Here is a 17,542-nt window from a genome sequence, read left to right on the forward strand (position 1 = left end):
CCCATTCCGGTACGGCGGCTCAGCCCCGTACAGCGGCTCAGTCCCGTACAGCGGCTCAGCGCAGCCGTTCGGCGTCCCGGGCCAAGGCCACCAATTGCGCGGTGAGCGCGGTCAGTTCGCTGTGATCGGCGCCCTCGGCGACCGCGGTGGCCACATCCTCGGCGGCGCAGCGGGCGGCGAACCAGCGGTCGGACAGATCCGACACCTCCTGCGCCGACAGCACCACCGAATCCTCGGGAATTCCGGTGCCCTTCACGCTGTTCCGATGTTCGTAGGCGCGCTGGCGGCAGGACTGGCGGCAGTATCGTCGGCGTCGCCCGACCTCGGATTCGCCGATCTCCCGACCACACCATAAACACGACGACCCCTGGCGGCGCGACATGAGTCGAGAGAGTAGCGCTCACCACCGCCCGGATGGGCGAGGGGCACGCCGATAACCCGGCCGATGCCGCAGCGAGTAGAATAGTCGGGTTCTCCCCACGGGAACCGAATCGTCCACCGAAGCGTTGATGCTCCAGTAAGGCGTCGACACCGAGTTAACGTTGCCGACAGGCGAGAAGGGACCGCACCCATGGCAGATCGCGTACTCCGAGGCAGTCGGCTCGGAGCGGTGAGCTACGAGACCGACCGCGACCACGACCTGGCGCCGCGTCGGATGGCGCGGTACCGGACCGACAACGGGGAGGAATTCGACGTCCCGTTCGCGGACGACGCCGAGATCCCGCCGACCTGGCTGTGCCGCAACGGCCAGGAGGGCGTGCTCCTCGAGGGCACCACGCAGGAGCCCAAGAAGGTCAAGCCGCCGCGCACCCACTGGGACATGCTGCTCGAGCGCCGCAGCAAGGAGGAGCTCGAGGAGCTGCTCCAGGAGCGGATGGAACTGCTCAAGAACCGTCGGCGCGGCTGACGCGTTCCGATTCGAAGGCCCCCTCGCCTAGGCGTGGGGGCCTTCGTCGTGTTCGCCGTCGCCCGCGCGGAAACGGCTGCCCGCATGCGATTCCACCCGCATGCGCTCGCGCATATGCGGATAGTGGAGTTCGAAAGCCGGTCGCTCGGAACGGATTCGGGGCAGTTCGTGGAAGTTGTGCCGCGGTGGCGGGCAGGTGGTGGCCCACTCGAGGGAATTGCCCGATCCCCACGGATCGTCCACGCCCACCACCTGGCCGTACCGGTAGCTCTTGAACACATTCCAGACGAAGGCCACCATCGACACGCCCAGCACGAACGATCCGATGGTCGAGATCGTGTTCAGCGCGGTGAAGCCGTCGTCGGGCAGATAGTCGGCGTACCGGCGCGGCATGCCCTCGTTACCGAGCCAGTGCTGCACCAGGAAGGTGAGGTGGAAGCCGATGAGCGTGGTCCAGAAGTGGAGGCGGCCGATGCGCTCGTCCAACAGCCGCCCGGTGAGCTTGGGGAACCAGAAGTAGATCCCGGCGAAGGTCGCGAAGACGATGGTGCCGAACAGCACGTAGTGGAAGTGCGCGACCACGAAGTAGGTGTCGGTGACATGCCAGTCCTGCGGCGGGCTGGCGAGGATCACTCCCGACAGACCGCCCAGCAGGAAGGTGACGATGAAGCCGACCGCGAACAGCATGGGGGTTTCGAAGGTCAGCTGCCCGCGCCACATGGTCGCGATCCAATTGAAGAATTTCACGCCGGTCGGCACCGCGATCAGGAAGGTCATGAGGGAGAAGAACGGCAGCAGCACCGCACCGGTGGCGTACATGTGGTGCGCCCACACCGCCACCGACAGTCCGCCGATGGCGAGGGTGGCGTACACCAGCGCGACATAGCCGAACAGCGGTTTGCGGCTGAACACCGGGATGATCTCGCTGATGATGCCGAAGAAGGGCAGCGCGACGATGTACACCTCGGGATGTCCGAAGAACCAGAACAGGTGCTGCCACAGCACCGCGCCGCCGCTCGCGGGATCGTAGATATGCCCGCCCAGATGCCGGTCGTAGGCCAACGCCAGCAGCGCGGCGGTGAGGATGGGAAAGGCGAGCAGCACCAGCACGCTGGTGACGACGATATTCCAGACGAACAGCGGCATCCGGAACATGGTCATGCCCGGACAGCGCAGGCACACCACCGTGGTCAGCATATTGACCGCGGCCAGGATGGTGCCCAGTCCCGAGACGACCAGTCCCATGATCCAGAGATCCGCGCCCACCCCGGGCGAGTTCGTCATCAGGCTCAGCGGGGTGTAGCCGGTCCAGCCGAACCCGGCCGCACCGCCGGGGGTGACGAATCCGGCGGTCGCCATGGTCGCGCCGAACAGATACAGCCAGTAGCTGAGCGCGTTCAACCGTGGAAACGCCACATCCGGGGCCCCGATCTGCAACGGCAGCACCGCATTGGCGAAACCGAACACCACCGGGGTGGCATAGAACAGCAGCATGATGGTGCCGTGCATGGTGAACAGCTGGTTGTACTGCTCGGGTGAGAGGAATCGCAGCCCCGGCCGGGCCAGCTCGCCCCGCATGAGCAGCGCCATCAGGCCGCCGATGAGGAAGAACGCGGTCGCGGTGGTCAGGTACATGATCCCGAGCAGTTTGGGATCGGTGGTGGTGAGCAGTCGCCACAGTCGTGAGCCCTTGGGCGCGAACCGCGCGGGATACGGCCGAGCGGCGACCAGCTCGCGCACCTCGCTCGACGAGTCGGTCGTCACGGGTCCCTCCTCGATCGACGCCGGTCTGCGCCGAGGTACCCATGAATCGCGATGCCAAACGATCACCGGTGTGCGAGCGGTCGCGCACGGCCGCTCGGTACCTCAGTGGCTCGAGGGCCTCAGTGGCTGGCGACCTTGCGGTACTGGAGCAGGGCCAGCGGTACCGCGATGGCGAGGATGCCGAGCGAGCACAGCACCGCGTATTCGATGCAGTGGTCGGCGGGCCAGCCGTCGGCGGGTACGAACGTCGGGGGCGCGCCGTTGTCGAAGAGTTTGCGCCCCGCCGCCGACACGGCGGTGATGGGATTCCATTCGGCGATGGTGCGCAGCGGGCCGGGCAGGGTCTCGCCGGAGATGAACGCCGAGGAGATGAAGGTGAGCGGGAAGAGCCAGATGAGTCCGGCGCTCTGGGCCACCTCCACGCTGGGCGACAGCAGTCCGGTGAGCGCGCCGACCCAGGACATGGCGAAGGCGAACAGCAGGATCACCGCGAAAGCCAGGACGGCGTCGGCGATTCCGCCGTTGATGCGCCAGCCCACCGCGTAGCCGCAGCCGACCATGACGCTCAGGGCGAGGATGTTCACCACCAGATCGGACAGGGTGCGGCCCATGAGCACCGCCAGCCGCGACATGGGCAGCGTCCGCATCCGGTCGATGATGCCCTTCTGCAGGTCGTTCGCCAGCCCGACCGTGGTGAAGGCGGCATTGAAAGCCACTGTCTGCGTGAAGATTCCGGCCAGCAGGAACTCCCGGTACTGGCTGCCGCCCAGGGACGCGCCGAAGATGTAGGCGAACAGGAACACGAACATCAGCGGTTGGATGGTGGCGGTCACCAGCAGGGTCGGCACCCGCAGAATGGTGAGCAGATTGCGGTAGGCCACGATCGCGCTGTCCCGGAAAACCCGTGGTAGCCAGCCGACGACGGGATGTTCCGGCGCGGTGCGCCCCTCCTTCCCCTGGGCCGCGTCCTCGCTGGGCGCGGGTTCGGTTGCCACATCGACACTCATATCCAGTCCTCCTCGGCCACGACGACTTCGAATCCCCACCCGATCCCCCGATCCCCCCGCTGCCGGTTACGACAGCACTTCCTCCTGGACGCCCGTCGGGCGCGGCGCGGACTTCTTCGCGGATGTGCCCGTGAGCGACAGGAATACGTCGTCGAGGCTGGGCCGGTGCACGGACGCGTCGACCACGTGCACGCCCGCGTCGTCGAGCCGCCGCAACGCTTCGACCATGGTGCGGGTGCTGTCGCCGACCACAACCACGACCTGGTCGGTCCCCTCCTCGTAGGCCGGTTCGCCGATGCCCACCTCGGCCAGCACCTTGCGCGCCGGGGCCGGATCCTGTCCGGCGGCCAGGGTGACGGTCAGCTTGTCGCCACCGATGGAGGTCTTGAGTTCGTCGGCGGAGCCGCGGGCGATGACCCGCCCGCGATCGATGACGGTGATCCGGTCGGCGAGCAGGTCGGCTTCCTCCAGGTACTGGGTGGTGAGCAGCACGGTGGTGCCGTCGTCCACGAGGTCGCCGATCACCCGCCACATATCGAGGCGGGCGCGCGGATCGAGTCCGGTGGTGGGTTCGTCGAGTACCACCACCGGCGGGCGGGAGACCAGCGCGCCCGCCAGGTCGAGGCGGCGCGCCATCCCCCCGGAGTAGGTGCCCGCCCGCCGCCCGGCCGCGAATTCCAGGCCGAGCGCGCTCAGCAGTTCACTGGCGCGGTCGGCGGCCTGCCGGTGGCTCATGCCGTACAGCCGCGCCACCATCCGCAGATTCTCGAAGCCGGACAGGTTGGCGTCCACGGCCGCGTACTGCCCGGACAGCCCGAGCCGGGTGCGGACCCGGGCGGGTTCCTTGAGCGCGTTCACACCCGCCACCTTCACCGTGCCCGCGCTGGGGCGCAGCAGGGTGGTGACGATGCGGACCGTGGTGGTCTTGCCCGCGCCGTTGGGTCCGAGCAGTCCCATGACGGTCCCGGACGGGATCTCCAGATCGATCCCGTCCAGCACTCGCACCTTGCCGTAGTACTTGACCAGTCCGGAGATCTCCACCGCGAGACTCATCGGGTCTCCTCCCCTTCGGTTGCGTTGCCGCCCAGTTGTTCTCGCAGCACCGGTCCGATCACGCTGAGTGATTCCGGTGTGGTCATCCCGGAGTGGCGGCACCGCACCAGGTGGTCGTGCACCGTGCCGGTGACGTACGGCTGCCAGGCGTCGGCGCAGCGGTCCGGGTGGGCGCGGTTGATCTCGTCGTCGGCGGCGGTGAAGAACAGCATGTCGCCGTCGAAGACACGCGGCCGGAAGCCGTGCGCCAGGGTGACGCCATTGGTGCAACCCACGTAGAGCCGTTCCAGGTGTTCGACGGTGAGCGCCGCGAACGGGCCGGGCCGGTTGCGCAGCAGTTCGGCCGCTTCCTGCAGGTTCATCCGCGGATCGATGTCGGTATCGCCCCCGAGCAGGTCGCTACCGAACTCACCGATGATGTCGGCGATGGACGGGATGCCGCGTTCGAGCAGTTCGTCGGAGAGCTGGAAGCTGTCCATCAGCCCGAGCAGCGCCACCTCCTCGCCCGCTTCCTGCAACTGCACGGCCATCTCGTGGGCGATGAGGCCACCCAGCGACCAGCCGAGCAGATGGTACGGCCCCTCGGCCTGCACCGTCTTCATCTGTGCCACATAGTATTTCGCGGCCTCCGTCACGGAGCTGTGGCTGTCCGCGCCGTTCACGTGCGGCGCTTGCAGACCGTAGAGCGGCCGGTCGGCGGGCAGGTGCGCGAGCAGGCCCGCGAAACACCAGGACAGCCCGATGGCCGGGTGCACGCACCACAGCGGCGGTCGGGTAGCGGCGACCCCGGCCCGGATGGGCAGCACCGGTTCCAGCGCGGCCGACAGCACCGAATCCAGATCGCCGTGCGCCTCCTGCAGCTTGTGCGCGATGGCGGCCGGACTGGATTCGCCGAACATGGCCTGCACCGGCAGCGCGATGCCGTCGGCGCGCAGATGCGCCACCACCTTGGTGGCGAGCAGCGAGTTGCCGCCCAGCTCGAAGAAGCCGTCGTCCACGCCCACCCGGTCGAGGCCGAGTACATCGGCGAAGGCCGCGCACAGCGCCGCTTCGGTGGGGTTGGTCGGGGCCCGGTAGCCCTCGCGGGCGGTGAACACCGGTTCCGGCAGCGCCTTGCGGTCCAGTTTGCCCACCGGCGACAGCGGCACCCGGTCCAGCAGCATGATCGCCTGCGGGACCATGTAATTCGGTACCAGGTCGGCCAGGAAGGTGGTCAACTCCAGGACGGTTGGCGCGCTGCCGGCGCGCGGCTTCACGTACGCGACCAGCGCGGTGACGCCCGCCGGGGTGCGATGGCCGATGGTGTGCGCGAACTCCACCGCCGGATGTTTGGCCAGCGCGGCGTCGATCTCGCCGAGTTCGATGCGGAACCCGCGGATCTTGACCTGATGGTCGGTGCGGCCCATGTATTCGAGATCGCGCACCCGACCGTCGCGGGCGCACCAGCGCACCAGGTCACCGGTGCGGTACATGCGCTCACCGGGTTTGCCGAACGGATTGGCCACGAACCGCTGCGCGGTCAGCCCCGGCCGGTGCAGGTAGCCGCGCGCCAATGCCGGTCCGGCCAGCTGCAATTCGCCGGTGACGCCCGCGGGCGTCGGATGCAGCCGCCCGTCGAGCACGGTGGCGTGCACGCCTCGGATGGGTTCGCCGATGGTGATGGGCACGCCCTCGCCCATCGGCTCCGACATGACGGTGACGATGGTGGTCTCGGTCGGCCCGTACACGTTGTAGAGCTTGCTGGTGCCGTTGGCCCACCGGGTGACCAGATCCGGCGGCAGCGCCTCACCGCCCACCAGGATGTGCCGCATCTCGGTGATCCCGGTCGAATCGACGGTGCCGAGCGCGGAGGTGGTGATGAAGGCGTGGGTGATGCGCTCTTCCCGGAACACCTCCCCCAGTTCCGCGCCGCCCACCACGCCGGGTGGCGTGATGACCAGGGTGGCCGCCCCGCCGAGGGCGAAGAGGATGTCGAGCATGGCGGCGTCGAAACTCGGGGTGGCGAAGTGCAGGATGCGGCAGCCGGGCCGCACCTCGAACCGGGCGGCGGTCTCGGCGGCGAAGTTGGAGATGCCGCCGTGGGTGACCACCACGCCCTTGGGGGTGCCGGTGGAGCCGGACGTGTAGATCACGTACGCCGGATTGTCCATGCGCAGCGGCAGGATCCGGTCCAGGTCCGTGATGGGCGCGTCGGAGGTGGCCAGCACCCGCCGCCGGAACGACGGCGCGTCCAGCACGGTCCAGTTGGCTCCGTCGGGCATGCGCTGCCGGTGCGCGGCCAGCGTGATGCCGATGACCGCGCCGGAGTCGGCGAGCATATGGCTGATGCGGTGTTCCGGATAGTTCGGGTCGACGGGGACGAACGCCGCGCCCGCCTTGGCGACGGCCAGCATGACCGCCACGGATTCGGCCGAGCGCGGAATGCCCATGGCGACCAGGGTTTCCGGTCCCACGCCCTGTCCGATGAGCACCCGGGCCAGCCGGTTGGTCCAGCGGTCGAGCGCGTCGTAGGAGATCTGGGTGCCCGCGGCGCGCACGGCCACGGCCTGCCGGTCGACATTGGCGGCGGCCTCGAACACCTGCGGGAAGGTGATGGGCCGTCCGGGGGTGCTGCCCCGCACCGGCGCGAGCGCCGACCATTCGTCGGAGTCGAGCAGTTCCAGATCGCCCACCGCGGTGCCGGGATGGGTGGCGGCCGCGCTGGCCAGCCGCACGAAGCGCTCACCCAGCCGACGCGCGGTGGCCTCGTCGAACAGGTCGGCGGCGTAGTTCACGTTCACCGTGATGCCGTCGGGTTCGCGCTCCGGGCTCCACGCCTCGGTGAGGGTGAACTGGAGATCGAATTTGGCGATGCCGGGGTCGGCGTCGTCGGCCTCGATGCGCAGGCCGGGCAGTTCGAGCACCCGCAGCGGCTGGTTCTGCACCGACAGCATGACCTGGAACATGGGGTGGTGGGCCTGGGAGCGCACCGGATTGAGCACCTCGACCAGCCGCTCGAACGGGACGTCGGCGTGGGCGAAGGCTTCCAGGTCGGTGTCGCGCACCTGGTGCAGCAGCTCGGCGAAGGTGGCCCCGCCGCGAATCCGGCTGCGCAGCACCAGGGTTCCGACGAACATGCCGACCATGCGGTCGAGCGCGGGGTGGCCGCGTCCGGCGATGGGCGTGCCGACGGTGATGTCGTCCCCGCTGGTGAGCCGGTGCAGCAGGGTGACCAGCGCGGCGTGCAGCACCATGAACATGGTGACGCCGTGCTCGGCCGCCACCGCCTGCAGCTCGCGGTGGGTGAAGGCGTCGATATGGCAGTTCACGGTGCCGCCGCGGTAGCTCGGCACCGGCGGGCGCGGCCGGTCGGCGGGCACCTGGAGCAGTTCCGGAATGCCGTGCAGGGCCGTGCGCCAGTAGCCGAGCTGACGGCTGATCACCGATTCCGGATCGTCCTCACGGCCGAGGACGTCCCGCTGCCACAGCGTGTAGTCGGCGTACTGCACCGGCAGCTCCGGCCACTCCGGGGTCTGTCCGGCGACGTGCGCCCGGTAGGCGGCGGCCACGTCGGCCGCCAGGGGTCCCAGCGACCAGCCGTCCATGGCGATGTGATGCACCACCAGGACGAGCATGTGGTCGTCGGCGGCCAGGCGCAGCAGCTCCGCGCGCAGCGGGGCCTGGGTGCCGAGGTCGAATCCGGCTGCGGCGATGCGCTGGATCTCGGCGTGCACCCGTTCCGGGTCCGCGCCGCGCACGGGCAGCGGGATGGCGCAGGCGTCGGCGTCGAGCACCCGCTGGCTGGGTTCGCCGTCCAGCTCCGGGAAGACGGTGCGCAGTGTCTCGTGCCGACGCTGCACCGCGTGCACGGCGGCCCGCAGGGCCGCCACGTCCAGCTCGCCGTGCAGGCGAAGGGCGACGGGGATGTTGTACGCGCCCAGCGTCTCCGCGTCCCCGGAGGCATTGAAGCGTTCCAGGAACCACAGCCGTCGCTGCGCCGCGGACAGCGGAATCCGTTCCGGCCGTGTCTGTTTGCGCGGTTCGGGCCGCAGTTCGGCGGTGCCGGCGCCGGCGTCGAGCTGGGCGGCGAGTCCGGCCACGGTCGGGGCCGCGAACACGGTGCGCACCTCGAGCCTGGTCCCGGTGGCGGCCGCCAGTCGCGCCACCAGCTGGGTCGCCAGCAGCGAGTTGCCGCCGATCTCGAAGAACGAGTCGTCCGCGCCGATGCCCTCACCGCCCACCAGCTCCGCCATCACGGCGGCCACGAGCCGCTCGGTGTCGGTCTCCGGGTCCCGGGAAACCGCCGCCACCACCGCCTGCGGTGCGGGCAGGGCGTCGCGGTCGAGTTTGCCGACCGGGGTGAGCGGAATGCGGTCGAGCGGGGTGAGGCTGCTGGGCACCATATGGGCGGGCAGCTGGTCGGCGGCGCGTGCGCGCAGGGCCTCCGGGTCGAATGCGCCGCCGTCGGCGGGCAGTACGAAGGACACGATCCGCGGGGTGCCCGCGATCTCGCGAACCTCGGTGTGCGCGAAGCGGATTCCCGGATGCCCGGTGAGCACGGCGTCGATCTCGCCGAGTTCGATGCGGAAGCCGCGCACCTTCACCTGGTGGTCGCTGCGGCCCAGGTAGATGAGTTCTCCGGTGCCGGTCCAGCGCACCACATCGCCGGTGCGGTACATCCGCCCGCCTTCGGGGCCGTACGGGTCGGCCACGAATCGGGCCGCGGTGAGCCCGAAGCGGTCGAAGTAGCCGCGCGCCACGCCCATGCCGCCGAGGTACAGCTCGCCCGGCACCCCGACGGGCACCGGCCGCAGCCGTTCGTCGAGGACCAGCGCCCGCGCCCCGCGCACCAGGGTGCCGATGGTGACCGGATCGCCCGGCACCATGGGTCCGGCGATGCTGATGACGACGGTGGTCTCGGTGGGACCGTAGCCGTTGAACATCATCCGCCCGGGTGCCCAGCGCGCCACCAGTTCCGGCCCGCACGCCTCACCGCCGACCATGACGGCCCGCAGGTGCGGCAGCTCCCACCGGTCACGGTCGATGGTGGCCAGCGCGGCCGGGGTCATGAAGGTGTGGCTGACGCGTTCGCGGTCCATGAGCGCGGCCAGTTCGTCGCCGCCGTACACATCGGGCGGGCAGATCACCATGGTCGCACCGGAGCCGACGGCCAGCAGCAGGTCGAAAACGGCCGCGTCGAAGCTGGGTGAGGAGAAGTGCATGGTGCGCGAATCGCGTTCGACGCGCATGCGTTCGCGGATCTCGTCGGCGAAGTTGGACAGTCCGCCGTGGGTGACGGCCACGCCCTTGGGTCGCCCGGTGGATCCGGAGGTGTAGATGACGTAGGCCAGATCCCCGGTCCACAGCGTGGTGATCCGGTCCATATCGGTGATGGGACCGCCGTCCACGGCCTCGAATTCCTCGATCAGGCCGGGATCGTCGAGCAGCAGCCAGTCGATGGCGTGGCCCTCGGCGGCGGCCTCCAGCCGGGCGGCGTGATCGGACATGCTCACGCCCACTCGGCATCCGGAGTCGGTGAGCATGTGCCGGATCCGGTCGGCGGGATAGTTGGGATCCACGGGCACGAACGCCGCCCCGGCCTTGGCCACCGCGAGCACGGTGAGCACCGATTCCAGGGAGCGGGTCAGGCCCAGCGCCACCCGGTCGCCGGGTCCGATACCGCGCCGGATGAAGGCGCGGCCCAGCCGGTTCGAGTAGGCGTCGGCCTCGGCGTAGGTGAGTTCGGTGCCGTCGGCGCTGAGGAACACCCGGTCCGGGTTGAGGTGCGCGGTGGCGGCGAAGTAGGCCGCCAGGCTGCACTGCGGTTCCGGCGCGGGTCCCCACGCCGGGGCGAGCAGTTCGCATTCGGCGTCGGTGCGGGCGTCGATATCGCGGATGCGCACCCGCGGGTCGAGGCTGATCGCGTCCAGGACGCGCACCAGCCGCTCGGCCAGGGTCTCGACCGTGTGCCGATCGAAAAGTTCGGTGGCATAGACGAATTCGTAGGCCCGCTGCTCGGCGTCGGGACCGGGCAGCACCCGCAGCTCCAGATCGAATTTGGCGCGGGCGATATCGAGTTCGGAGGCCTCGAGCGCCAGCCCCGGCAGTTGCAGCACCGGACGCGGCGTGTCCTGCACCGTGAGCGCCACCTGCAGCAGCGGCCGCAGGCCGCCGGCGGTCGCGCCGAGCGCCTCCACCACCCGTTCGAAGGGCACCTCGGCATGGGCCATGGCCGCGAGTTCGGTATCGCGGTCGGCCTGCAGCAGTTCACCGAAGTGCCGGTCCGGGTGCACATCCGAGCGCAGCACCAGGGTGTTGACGAACATGCCGACGAGGTCGTCGAGTCGGGTGTCGGTACGTCCGGCCACCGGGGTACCGATGACGATGTCGCGCCCGCCGGTGACGATGCGCAGCAGCACCGCCAGCGCCGAGCGCAGCATCATGAAGGTGGACACCCCGTGCGCACGGGCGATATCGGCGAGCCGCTGCTGCATGTCGCCGGCCACCTCGAAGCGCACGGCCGCCGCGTGCTGGGTCGGCTCGCTCGGGCGCGGCCGGTCGTAGGGCAGCGGCAGTTCCTCCGGCAGATCGGCCAGTGCGTGCCGCCAGTAGGCGAGCTGGGTGGCGGCGGCGCTGTCCGGATCGGATTCCGCGCCCAGGCAGTCGCGCTGCCACAGACTGAAATCCGCGTACTGCACCGGCAGCGGCGACCAGACCGGGGCCGCGCCGCCGCGCCGCGCGGTGTAGGCATTGGCCAGATCCCGGGTGAGCGGTCCCAGCGACCAGCCGTCGGCGGCGATGTGGTGCAGCACGATGCCGAGCACGTGCTGGTGGAATCCGGTGCGCAGCAGGCTGACCCGCAGCGGGATCTCCCGGGCGAGGTCGAAGCCGCGCTGGGCGAACCGGCCCAGTTCGGCGTCGACCTCGGCCGCGTCGAGCTCGACGGCCGCCAGGTCGGGCAGGCAGCCCGCGGCGTCCAGGACCACCTGGTGCGCGCCGTCGCCATCCTCCGGGAAGACGGTGCGCAGCACCTCGTGCCGCCGCATCAGGTCGGCCAGGGCCGCCCGCAGCGCCGCCACATCCAGGTCGCCGCTGATTCGCAGCGCGAAAGCGATGTTGTAGGCGCTGGATTCGGGGGAATATCTATTGAGGAACCACAGTCGCTGCTGGGGCAGCGACAGCGGGATGCGTTCCGGACGCGGGGCATGCACAGCCAGCGCCGCCCGTCGCGTCCGGGGCGCTTCCGCCAACCGCGCGGCCACCCCCGCCACGGTGGGCACCTCGAAGATGGCGCGCACCGGCAACTCCACCCCGAACTCGGCGTGCAGGGCGGCGGTGAGGCGGGTGGCGAGCAGCGAATTGCCGCCCATATCGAAGAAGTTGTCGTCGGCGCCCGCCACCGGCATGCCGAGGACGGCGCCGAAGGTCTGCGCCACCCGCTTCTCCGTGTCGGTCTCCGGCGCGCGCGAGGGTGTCGCGGCGGCGAAATCCGGTGCGGGCAGGGCCTTGCGGTCGAGTTTGCCGGACGGCGAGACCGGCATGGCGTCGAGCATCACCAGTGCCGCGGGCACCATGTACCCGGGCAGGCGACCGCGCGCGGTCTCCAGCACCGCGGCGGTGTCGACATCGCCCTCCGCGGTGAGGTAGCCGACCAGGCGCGGCGTGCCGCGCTCGTCGGAGTGCACCACGGTGAGCGCGAAGGTGACGCCCGGATGCGCGCGCAGCACATGGTCGATCTCGCGCAGTTCGATGCGGAAGCCGCGGATCTTGATCTGATCGTCGGCACGGCCCAGGAAGCGCAGTTGCCCGGTGCCGTCGGTGACCACGAGATCGCCGGTGCGGTACATGCGTTCGCCGCGGCGGCCGTGCGGATTGGCCGGGAAGCGCTGCGCGGTCAGACCGTGGCGACCCAGGTAGCCGCGCGCCAGGCCGGGCCCGGACAGATACAGCTCCCCCGCCACGCCGGGCGGTACCGGATGCAGTCGCCCGTCGAGCACGAACAGCCGCATACCGCGCACGGGCAGGCCGATGGGCACCGGACGGCCAGCCACCATGGGTCCGGTGGCGGTGGCGGCGACGGTGGCCTCGGACGGGCCGTACATATTGTGCATGCGGCGGCCCGCGCCGCCGCGTGCCAGCGGATCGGTCCAGGTCCGGACCAGTTCCTCCGGGCAGGCTTCACCGCCGACGATGACGGCTTCGAGGTCGTCCAGATCCTCCGGCGGCACGGTGCCGAGCGCGGCGGGCGTGATGAACGCGTGCGTCACCCGCTCCTCGCGCAGCAGGCGCGCCAGTTCCGCGCCGCCGTACATCCCCGCGGGCGCGACCACGATGGTGGCGCCGGCCGCGAAGCCGAGCAGCAGTTCCAGCACCGAAGCGTCGAAGCTGGGTGAGGAGAAGTGCAGGGTGCGGGCGCTGTCGGTGACCCGGAACAGATGCATCTGCTCATGTGCCAGCGAGGCCAGACCGGCATGCGTCACCACCACGGCCTTCGGCTTGCCCGTCGATCCGGAGGTGTAGATGAGGTAGGCCGGATGCGCGATGCGCAGCGGGTGGTGCCGGTCGGCGTCGGTGAGCGGGGTATCGGGGAATCGGGCGCATTCGGCGGCCAGTTCCGCGGAGCCGATGAGCAGCCAGTCCACGTAGGACTTGCGGTGGCGGCCGCGGCTGCCCGGCCAGTCCGGCATGGCATCGCGGTATTCGGGATCGGTGAGCCCGAGCATGGCCCCGGAGTCGGACAGCATGTGCGCGATGCGGTCGGCCGGATAGTCCGGGTCGATCGGCACGTAGGCGGCGCCGGTCTTGGCGACCGACCAGACCGCGAGCACGCAGTCCAGGGTGCGCGGCAGCGCGATGGCCACCACCACCTCCGGGCCCGCACCGTGTTCGATGAGCACCCGGGCCAACCGGTTCGATCGCTCGTCGAGTTCGCGGTAGGTGGTGTCGACGCCCAGGTAGCGCACCGCCACCGCGTCGGGCACGCGTTCGGCGGTGTCGGTGAGCAGCCGGGCCAGGGTCACCGCCGGTTCGGCCGGAGATCCCATGATGGGCACCAGTTTCGCGGTTTCGCGGACGTCCAGCAGCGGCAGATCGCCGACGGCGACGCTCGGATCGGCGACACCCGCGGTGAGCACCGCGGTGAAGCGCCGGGCGATGGCCTCCACCGTGGCATGGTCGAACACATCGGTGGCATAACCGAATTCGGCGGTGAGCGGACCGTCCGGCGCACCGTCGCCGCCCGGGCCGGGCTCGTGCACGGTGAGCTGCAGGTCGAACTTCGCCACGTCCACGGCCATGGGCAGCACCCGCGACGACAGTCCGGCCAGGTCGATGCGCAGGTCCGGGGTGTTGTCGTAGGACAGCATGACCTGGAACAGCGGATGCCGGGCGGCGGAGCGCTCCGGATTCACCACCTCCACCAGGCGTTCGAACGGCACGTCGGCATTGGCGAAGGCATCGAGGTCGGTATCGCGGACCTCGGTGAGCATGCGGTCGAATCCGGCCGCCGGATCCACCCGGGTGCGCAGCACCAGGGTGTTGACGAACATGCCGACGACATCCTCGAGCGCCGGATCGGTGCGGCCCGCGATGGGGGTGCCGATGGCGATATCACCGGTATTGCACAGCCGCGCCAGCACCGCGGCCAGCGCCGCGTGCAGCACCATGAACACGCTGACGCCGCGTTCGGCGGCCAATTCGGCCATGGCACGCCGGGTTTCGGCGGCGATGGTGAATTCGACGCGGCCGCCCGCGGTGGACCGCTGCCGCGGGCGCGGCCGGTCCAGGGGCAGGTCCAGCTGATCGGGCAGCTCGGCCAGGGCCGACCGCCAGTAGGCCAGCTGCCGGGCCAGTGCCGAGGCCGGATCGGACTCGTCGCCGAGCAGTTCCCGCTGCCACAGCGCGAAATCCGCGTACTGCACCGGCAGTGGCGTCCAGCCCGGGGCGTGCCCGGCGGTACGGGCGGCGACGGCGGTCATGATGTCGCGGGCCAGGGGTGCGATGGACCAGCCGTCGCCGCTGATGTGGTGCAGCACCACCAGGAAGACGTGCGTGTCCGGGCCGGTGGCGTAGAGCGCCACCCGGATCGGGGCCTGGCTGCGCAGATCGAAGCCGTACCCGGCGTATTCGGTGGCCAGGGCGACCACATCGGCGTCGGTGGCGTCGATGGGGTCCAGAGTGAGCGGTATCTCCGAGGCCGGGTGCACCAGCTGGCAGGGACCCTCCGGCGAGTCCGGGAAGGTGGTGCGCAGCGCCTCGTGCCGTTCCAGCACGTCGAGCAGACCGGCGCGCAGTGCCGAGATGTCCAGCGCCCCGGTCAGTTCCACGGCCAGGGGCATGTTGTAGGCGGCCGCGTGCTCGTCGAAGCGGTTGAGGATCCACAGTCGCTGCTGGGCCTGCGACAGCGGGATGTGCCGCGGTCGCGGCCCGGCCACCAGTCGCGGCGAGGAATCGTCGGGGCCGTGGTCGTCGAAGTGCGCGGCCAGTGCCGCGACCGTGGGGTGTTCGAAGAGGTCGCGGATGGTGAGCGTGCCGCCGAGCGCGGCGTTGATCCGGCCGACGGCGCGGGCCGCCGACAGCGAATTGCCGCCGAGGTCGAAGAAGCTCTCCCCCACACCGATCTCGTCGACGCCGAGCACCTCGGCGAAGATGCCGGTGAGCCGCTGCTCCACGTCGGTGCGGGGCGCGGCCGGGGTGGGCACCGGTCGCCGCGGCCCCGCCCCGGGATCGGGCAGGGCCTTGCGGTCCACCTTGCCGTTGGCGCTGAGCGGTAGTTCGTCCAGCGGAACCAGCACCGACGGCACCATGTAGCTGGGCAGGGTGCGCTGGAGGGCGGCGGTCAGCTCGGCGGTGTCGAGTTCGGCGACGCCGGGCGCGGCCACCACGTAGCCGACCAGATCGTCACCGCCGCGGCCGCGCCGGGCCACGCAGACCGCGCGGGCGACCCGGGCATCCGCCAGCAGGGCGGCCTCGATATCGCCGAGTTCGATCCGCAGGCCGCGAATCTTGACCTGGAAGTCGCTGCGGCCCAGGTACTCCAGCACACCCACGCGGCCGACCCGCCAGCGCACCAGGTCGCCGGTGCGGTACATGCGCGCGCCGGGGGTGAAGGGGTTGGCCACGAACCGGTCGGCGGTCAGGCCCGCCCGGCCCAGATAGCCGCGGGCCAGCTGCACGCCCGCCAGATACAGCTCACCCACCACCCCGGGAGCGACCGGCTGCAACCGTGCGTCGAGCACATAGGTGCTGGTGTTCCAGATGGGCGAGCCGATGGGCACATCGGTCGCGCCGGGCGCGCAATGCCAGGCCGTGACGTCCACGGCGGCCTCGGTGGGGCCGTACAGGTTGTGCAGCTGCGGGGCATCCGGCCCGGAACCCAGGGCGGCGTGGAATTCGGCGACGGTGGCGGCGGGCAGTCCCTCACCGCTGCAGAACACCCGCCGCAGCCCGGTGCAGCCGCGCACATCGGTGTCGGTGAGGAAGACCGACAGCATGGACGGCACGAAATGCGCCGTGGTGACGCCCTTCTCGGCGATGACCCGGGCGAGGTAGGCGGGGTCGCGGTGGCCGTCCGGGGTGGCGATGACCAGCCGCGAGCCGATCTGCAAGGGCCAGAAGAACTCCCACACCGAGACGTCGAAGGTGGCGGGGGTCTTCTGCAGCACCACATCGCCGCTGTCGAGCGGATAGGCGTGCTGCATCCAGCGCAGTCGGTTCACGATGGCGGCGTGGCTCACGCCGACGCCCTTGGGCTTACCGGTGGAGCCGGAGGTGAAGATGACGTAGGCCAGGTGCTCGGCGCGCAGCGGGGCTCGCCGATCGGCGTCGGTGATCGGGCGCGGGCTGTGCCCGGACAGGTCGGCGGTGTCGATATCGAGCCGCTCGGCCACGGGCAGGTCCAGCGCGTCGCGGGTGACCGTGAGCACGCACAGCGGATGCGCCTGTTCCAGCACCTGTCCGATGCGCTCGGCCGGGTGGTCCGGATCGAGGGGCAGGTAGGCCGCGCCCGCCTTGACGACGGCGTACATGCCCACCAGCAGGTCGATGCCGCGCCGAATGGCCAGGGCCACCACGGTATCCGGGCCCGCGCCGCGGGCGACGAGTTCGCGGGCGAGGCGGTTGGCGCGCTCGTCGAAGGCCGCGTAGGTGAGCGTCTCGCCCTCGAATTCCAGGGCGACGCGGTGCGGGCAGGCGGCGGCCCGGTCGGCGAAGAGTCCGGCGAGGGTGCCCTCCTGTCGGGCCACCCGGGTCGAATTCCATTCGCGCAGTACGCGATCGCGTTCGTCGTCGGTGAGCACCGGCAGGGTGGCGACGCCGGTCTCGGGTGCGGCGGAGAGGAATCGGTCCAGGTAGTCGAGGAAACGGCCGTGGTGGGTGGTGAGTTCGGCGGGACCATAGAGCCGCGGATTGGCCTCGAAGTCGATGTGGGTGCGCCCGCCCTCCCCGTTGTAGAGGTTGATGGACAGGTCCTCGACCGGGCCGGTGGAGATGATGTTGAGCGAGCCGACCAGGCTGCCGAAGCGCAATTCGCTGTGGAACAGCATGATGTTGACCATCGGCCCGAAGAAGCCGCGCGCGTCCCGCGAGTAGCCGCAGTCGCGCCGGATGTCGTCGCTGCGGTAGCGCTGATGCCGCAGCGCGCCGGTGATCTGGAGTTCGACCGCGCGCACGGTATCGGCGACGGTGCTCTCGTCGGTGAAGCGGATGCGCAGCGGCACCACATTGGACACCACACCGGCCGAACGCCGCAGCGCCACGGTGGTGCGGGCGGAGACGGGCAGGCTGAGCACCACGTCCTGGGTGCCGGTGACACCGCGTACGTAGCCGGCCAGCG

Annotated in this window: 6 protein-coding genes; 1 reads left to right on the forward strand and 5 read right to left on the reverse strand. The window is 70.4% G+C overall.

Features of this window, described 5'->3' with window-relative positions; translation table 11 throughout:
* Positions 1-55: 55 nt before the first annotated feature.
* Positions 56-382 (reverse strand): hypothetical protein, encoded by a 327-nt coding sequence (locus tag QK444_RS15060; RefSeq protein ID WP_282780797.1) that lies wholly within the window; start codon positions 380-382, stop codon positions 56-58.
* A gap of 189 nt (positions 383-571) precedes the next feature.
* Between QK444_RS15060 and QK444_RS15065 the strand changes: the two genes are divergently transcribed.
* On the forward strand, positions 572-907 hold the full coding sequence (locus QK444_RS15065) for an RNA polymerase-binding protein RbpA (RefSeq protein WP_029927898.1): 336 nt from the start codon (positions 572-574) through the stop codon (positions 905-907).
* A 27-nt stretch (positions 908-934) separates the two neighbouring features.
* On the opposite strand, the gene ctaD is transcribed toward QK444_RS15065, so the two are convergent.
* From ctaD to QK444_RS15085, 4 genes are all read right to left on the reverse strand, one after another.
* Positions 935-2,671: a cytochrome c oxidase subunit I gene (ctaD, locus tag QK444_RS15070; protein WP_282780800.1), complete on the reverse strand. Its 1,737-nt coding sequence runs from the start codon at positions 2,669-2,671 to the stop codon at positions 935-937.
* Positions 2,672-2,790: 119 nt separating this feature from the next.
* The gene (locus QK444_RS15075; protein WP_081872167.1) at positions 2,791-3,678 is read right to left on the reverse strand and encodes an ABC transporter permease; all 888 of its coding nucleotides are present in this window, start codon (positions 3,676-3,678) and stop codon (positions 2,791-2,793) included.
* A 66-nt stretch (positions 3,679-3,744) separates the two neighbouring features.
* Positions 3,745-4,731, reverse strand: a complete 987-nt coding sequence (locus tag QK444_RS15080; RefSeq protein WP_282780804.1) for an ATP-binding cassette domain-containing protein — start codon at positions 4,729-4,731, stop codon at positions 3,745-3,747.
* Positions 4,728-17,498, reverse strand: coding sequence for a non-ribosomal peptide synthetase (locus tag QK444_RS15085; protein ID WP_282780805.1), 12,771 nt, complete (start codon positions 17,496-17,498; stop codon positions 4,728-4,730). Before QK444_RS15085 ends, QK444_RS15080 begins: the two co-directional genes overlap by 4 nt.
* Positions 17,499-17,542 lie beyond the last annotated feature (44 nt).

Origin of the sequence: Nocardia sp. CC201C (assembly GCF_030010695.1) — a bacterium.
Taxonomy (GTDB): domain Bacteria; phylum Actinomycetota; class Actinomycetes; order Mycobacteriales; family Mycobacteriaceae; genus Nocardia; species Nocardia otitidiscaviarum.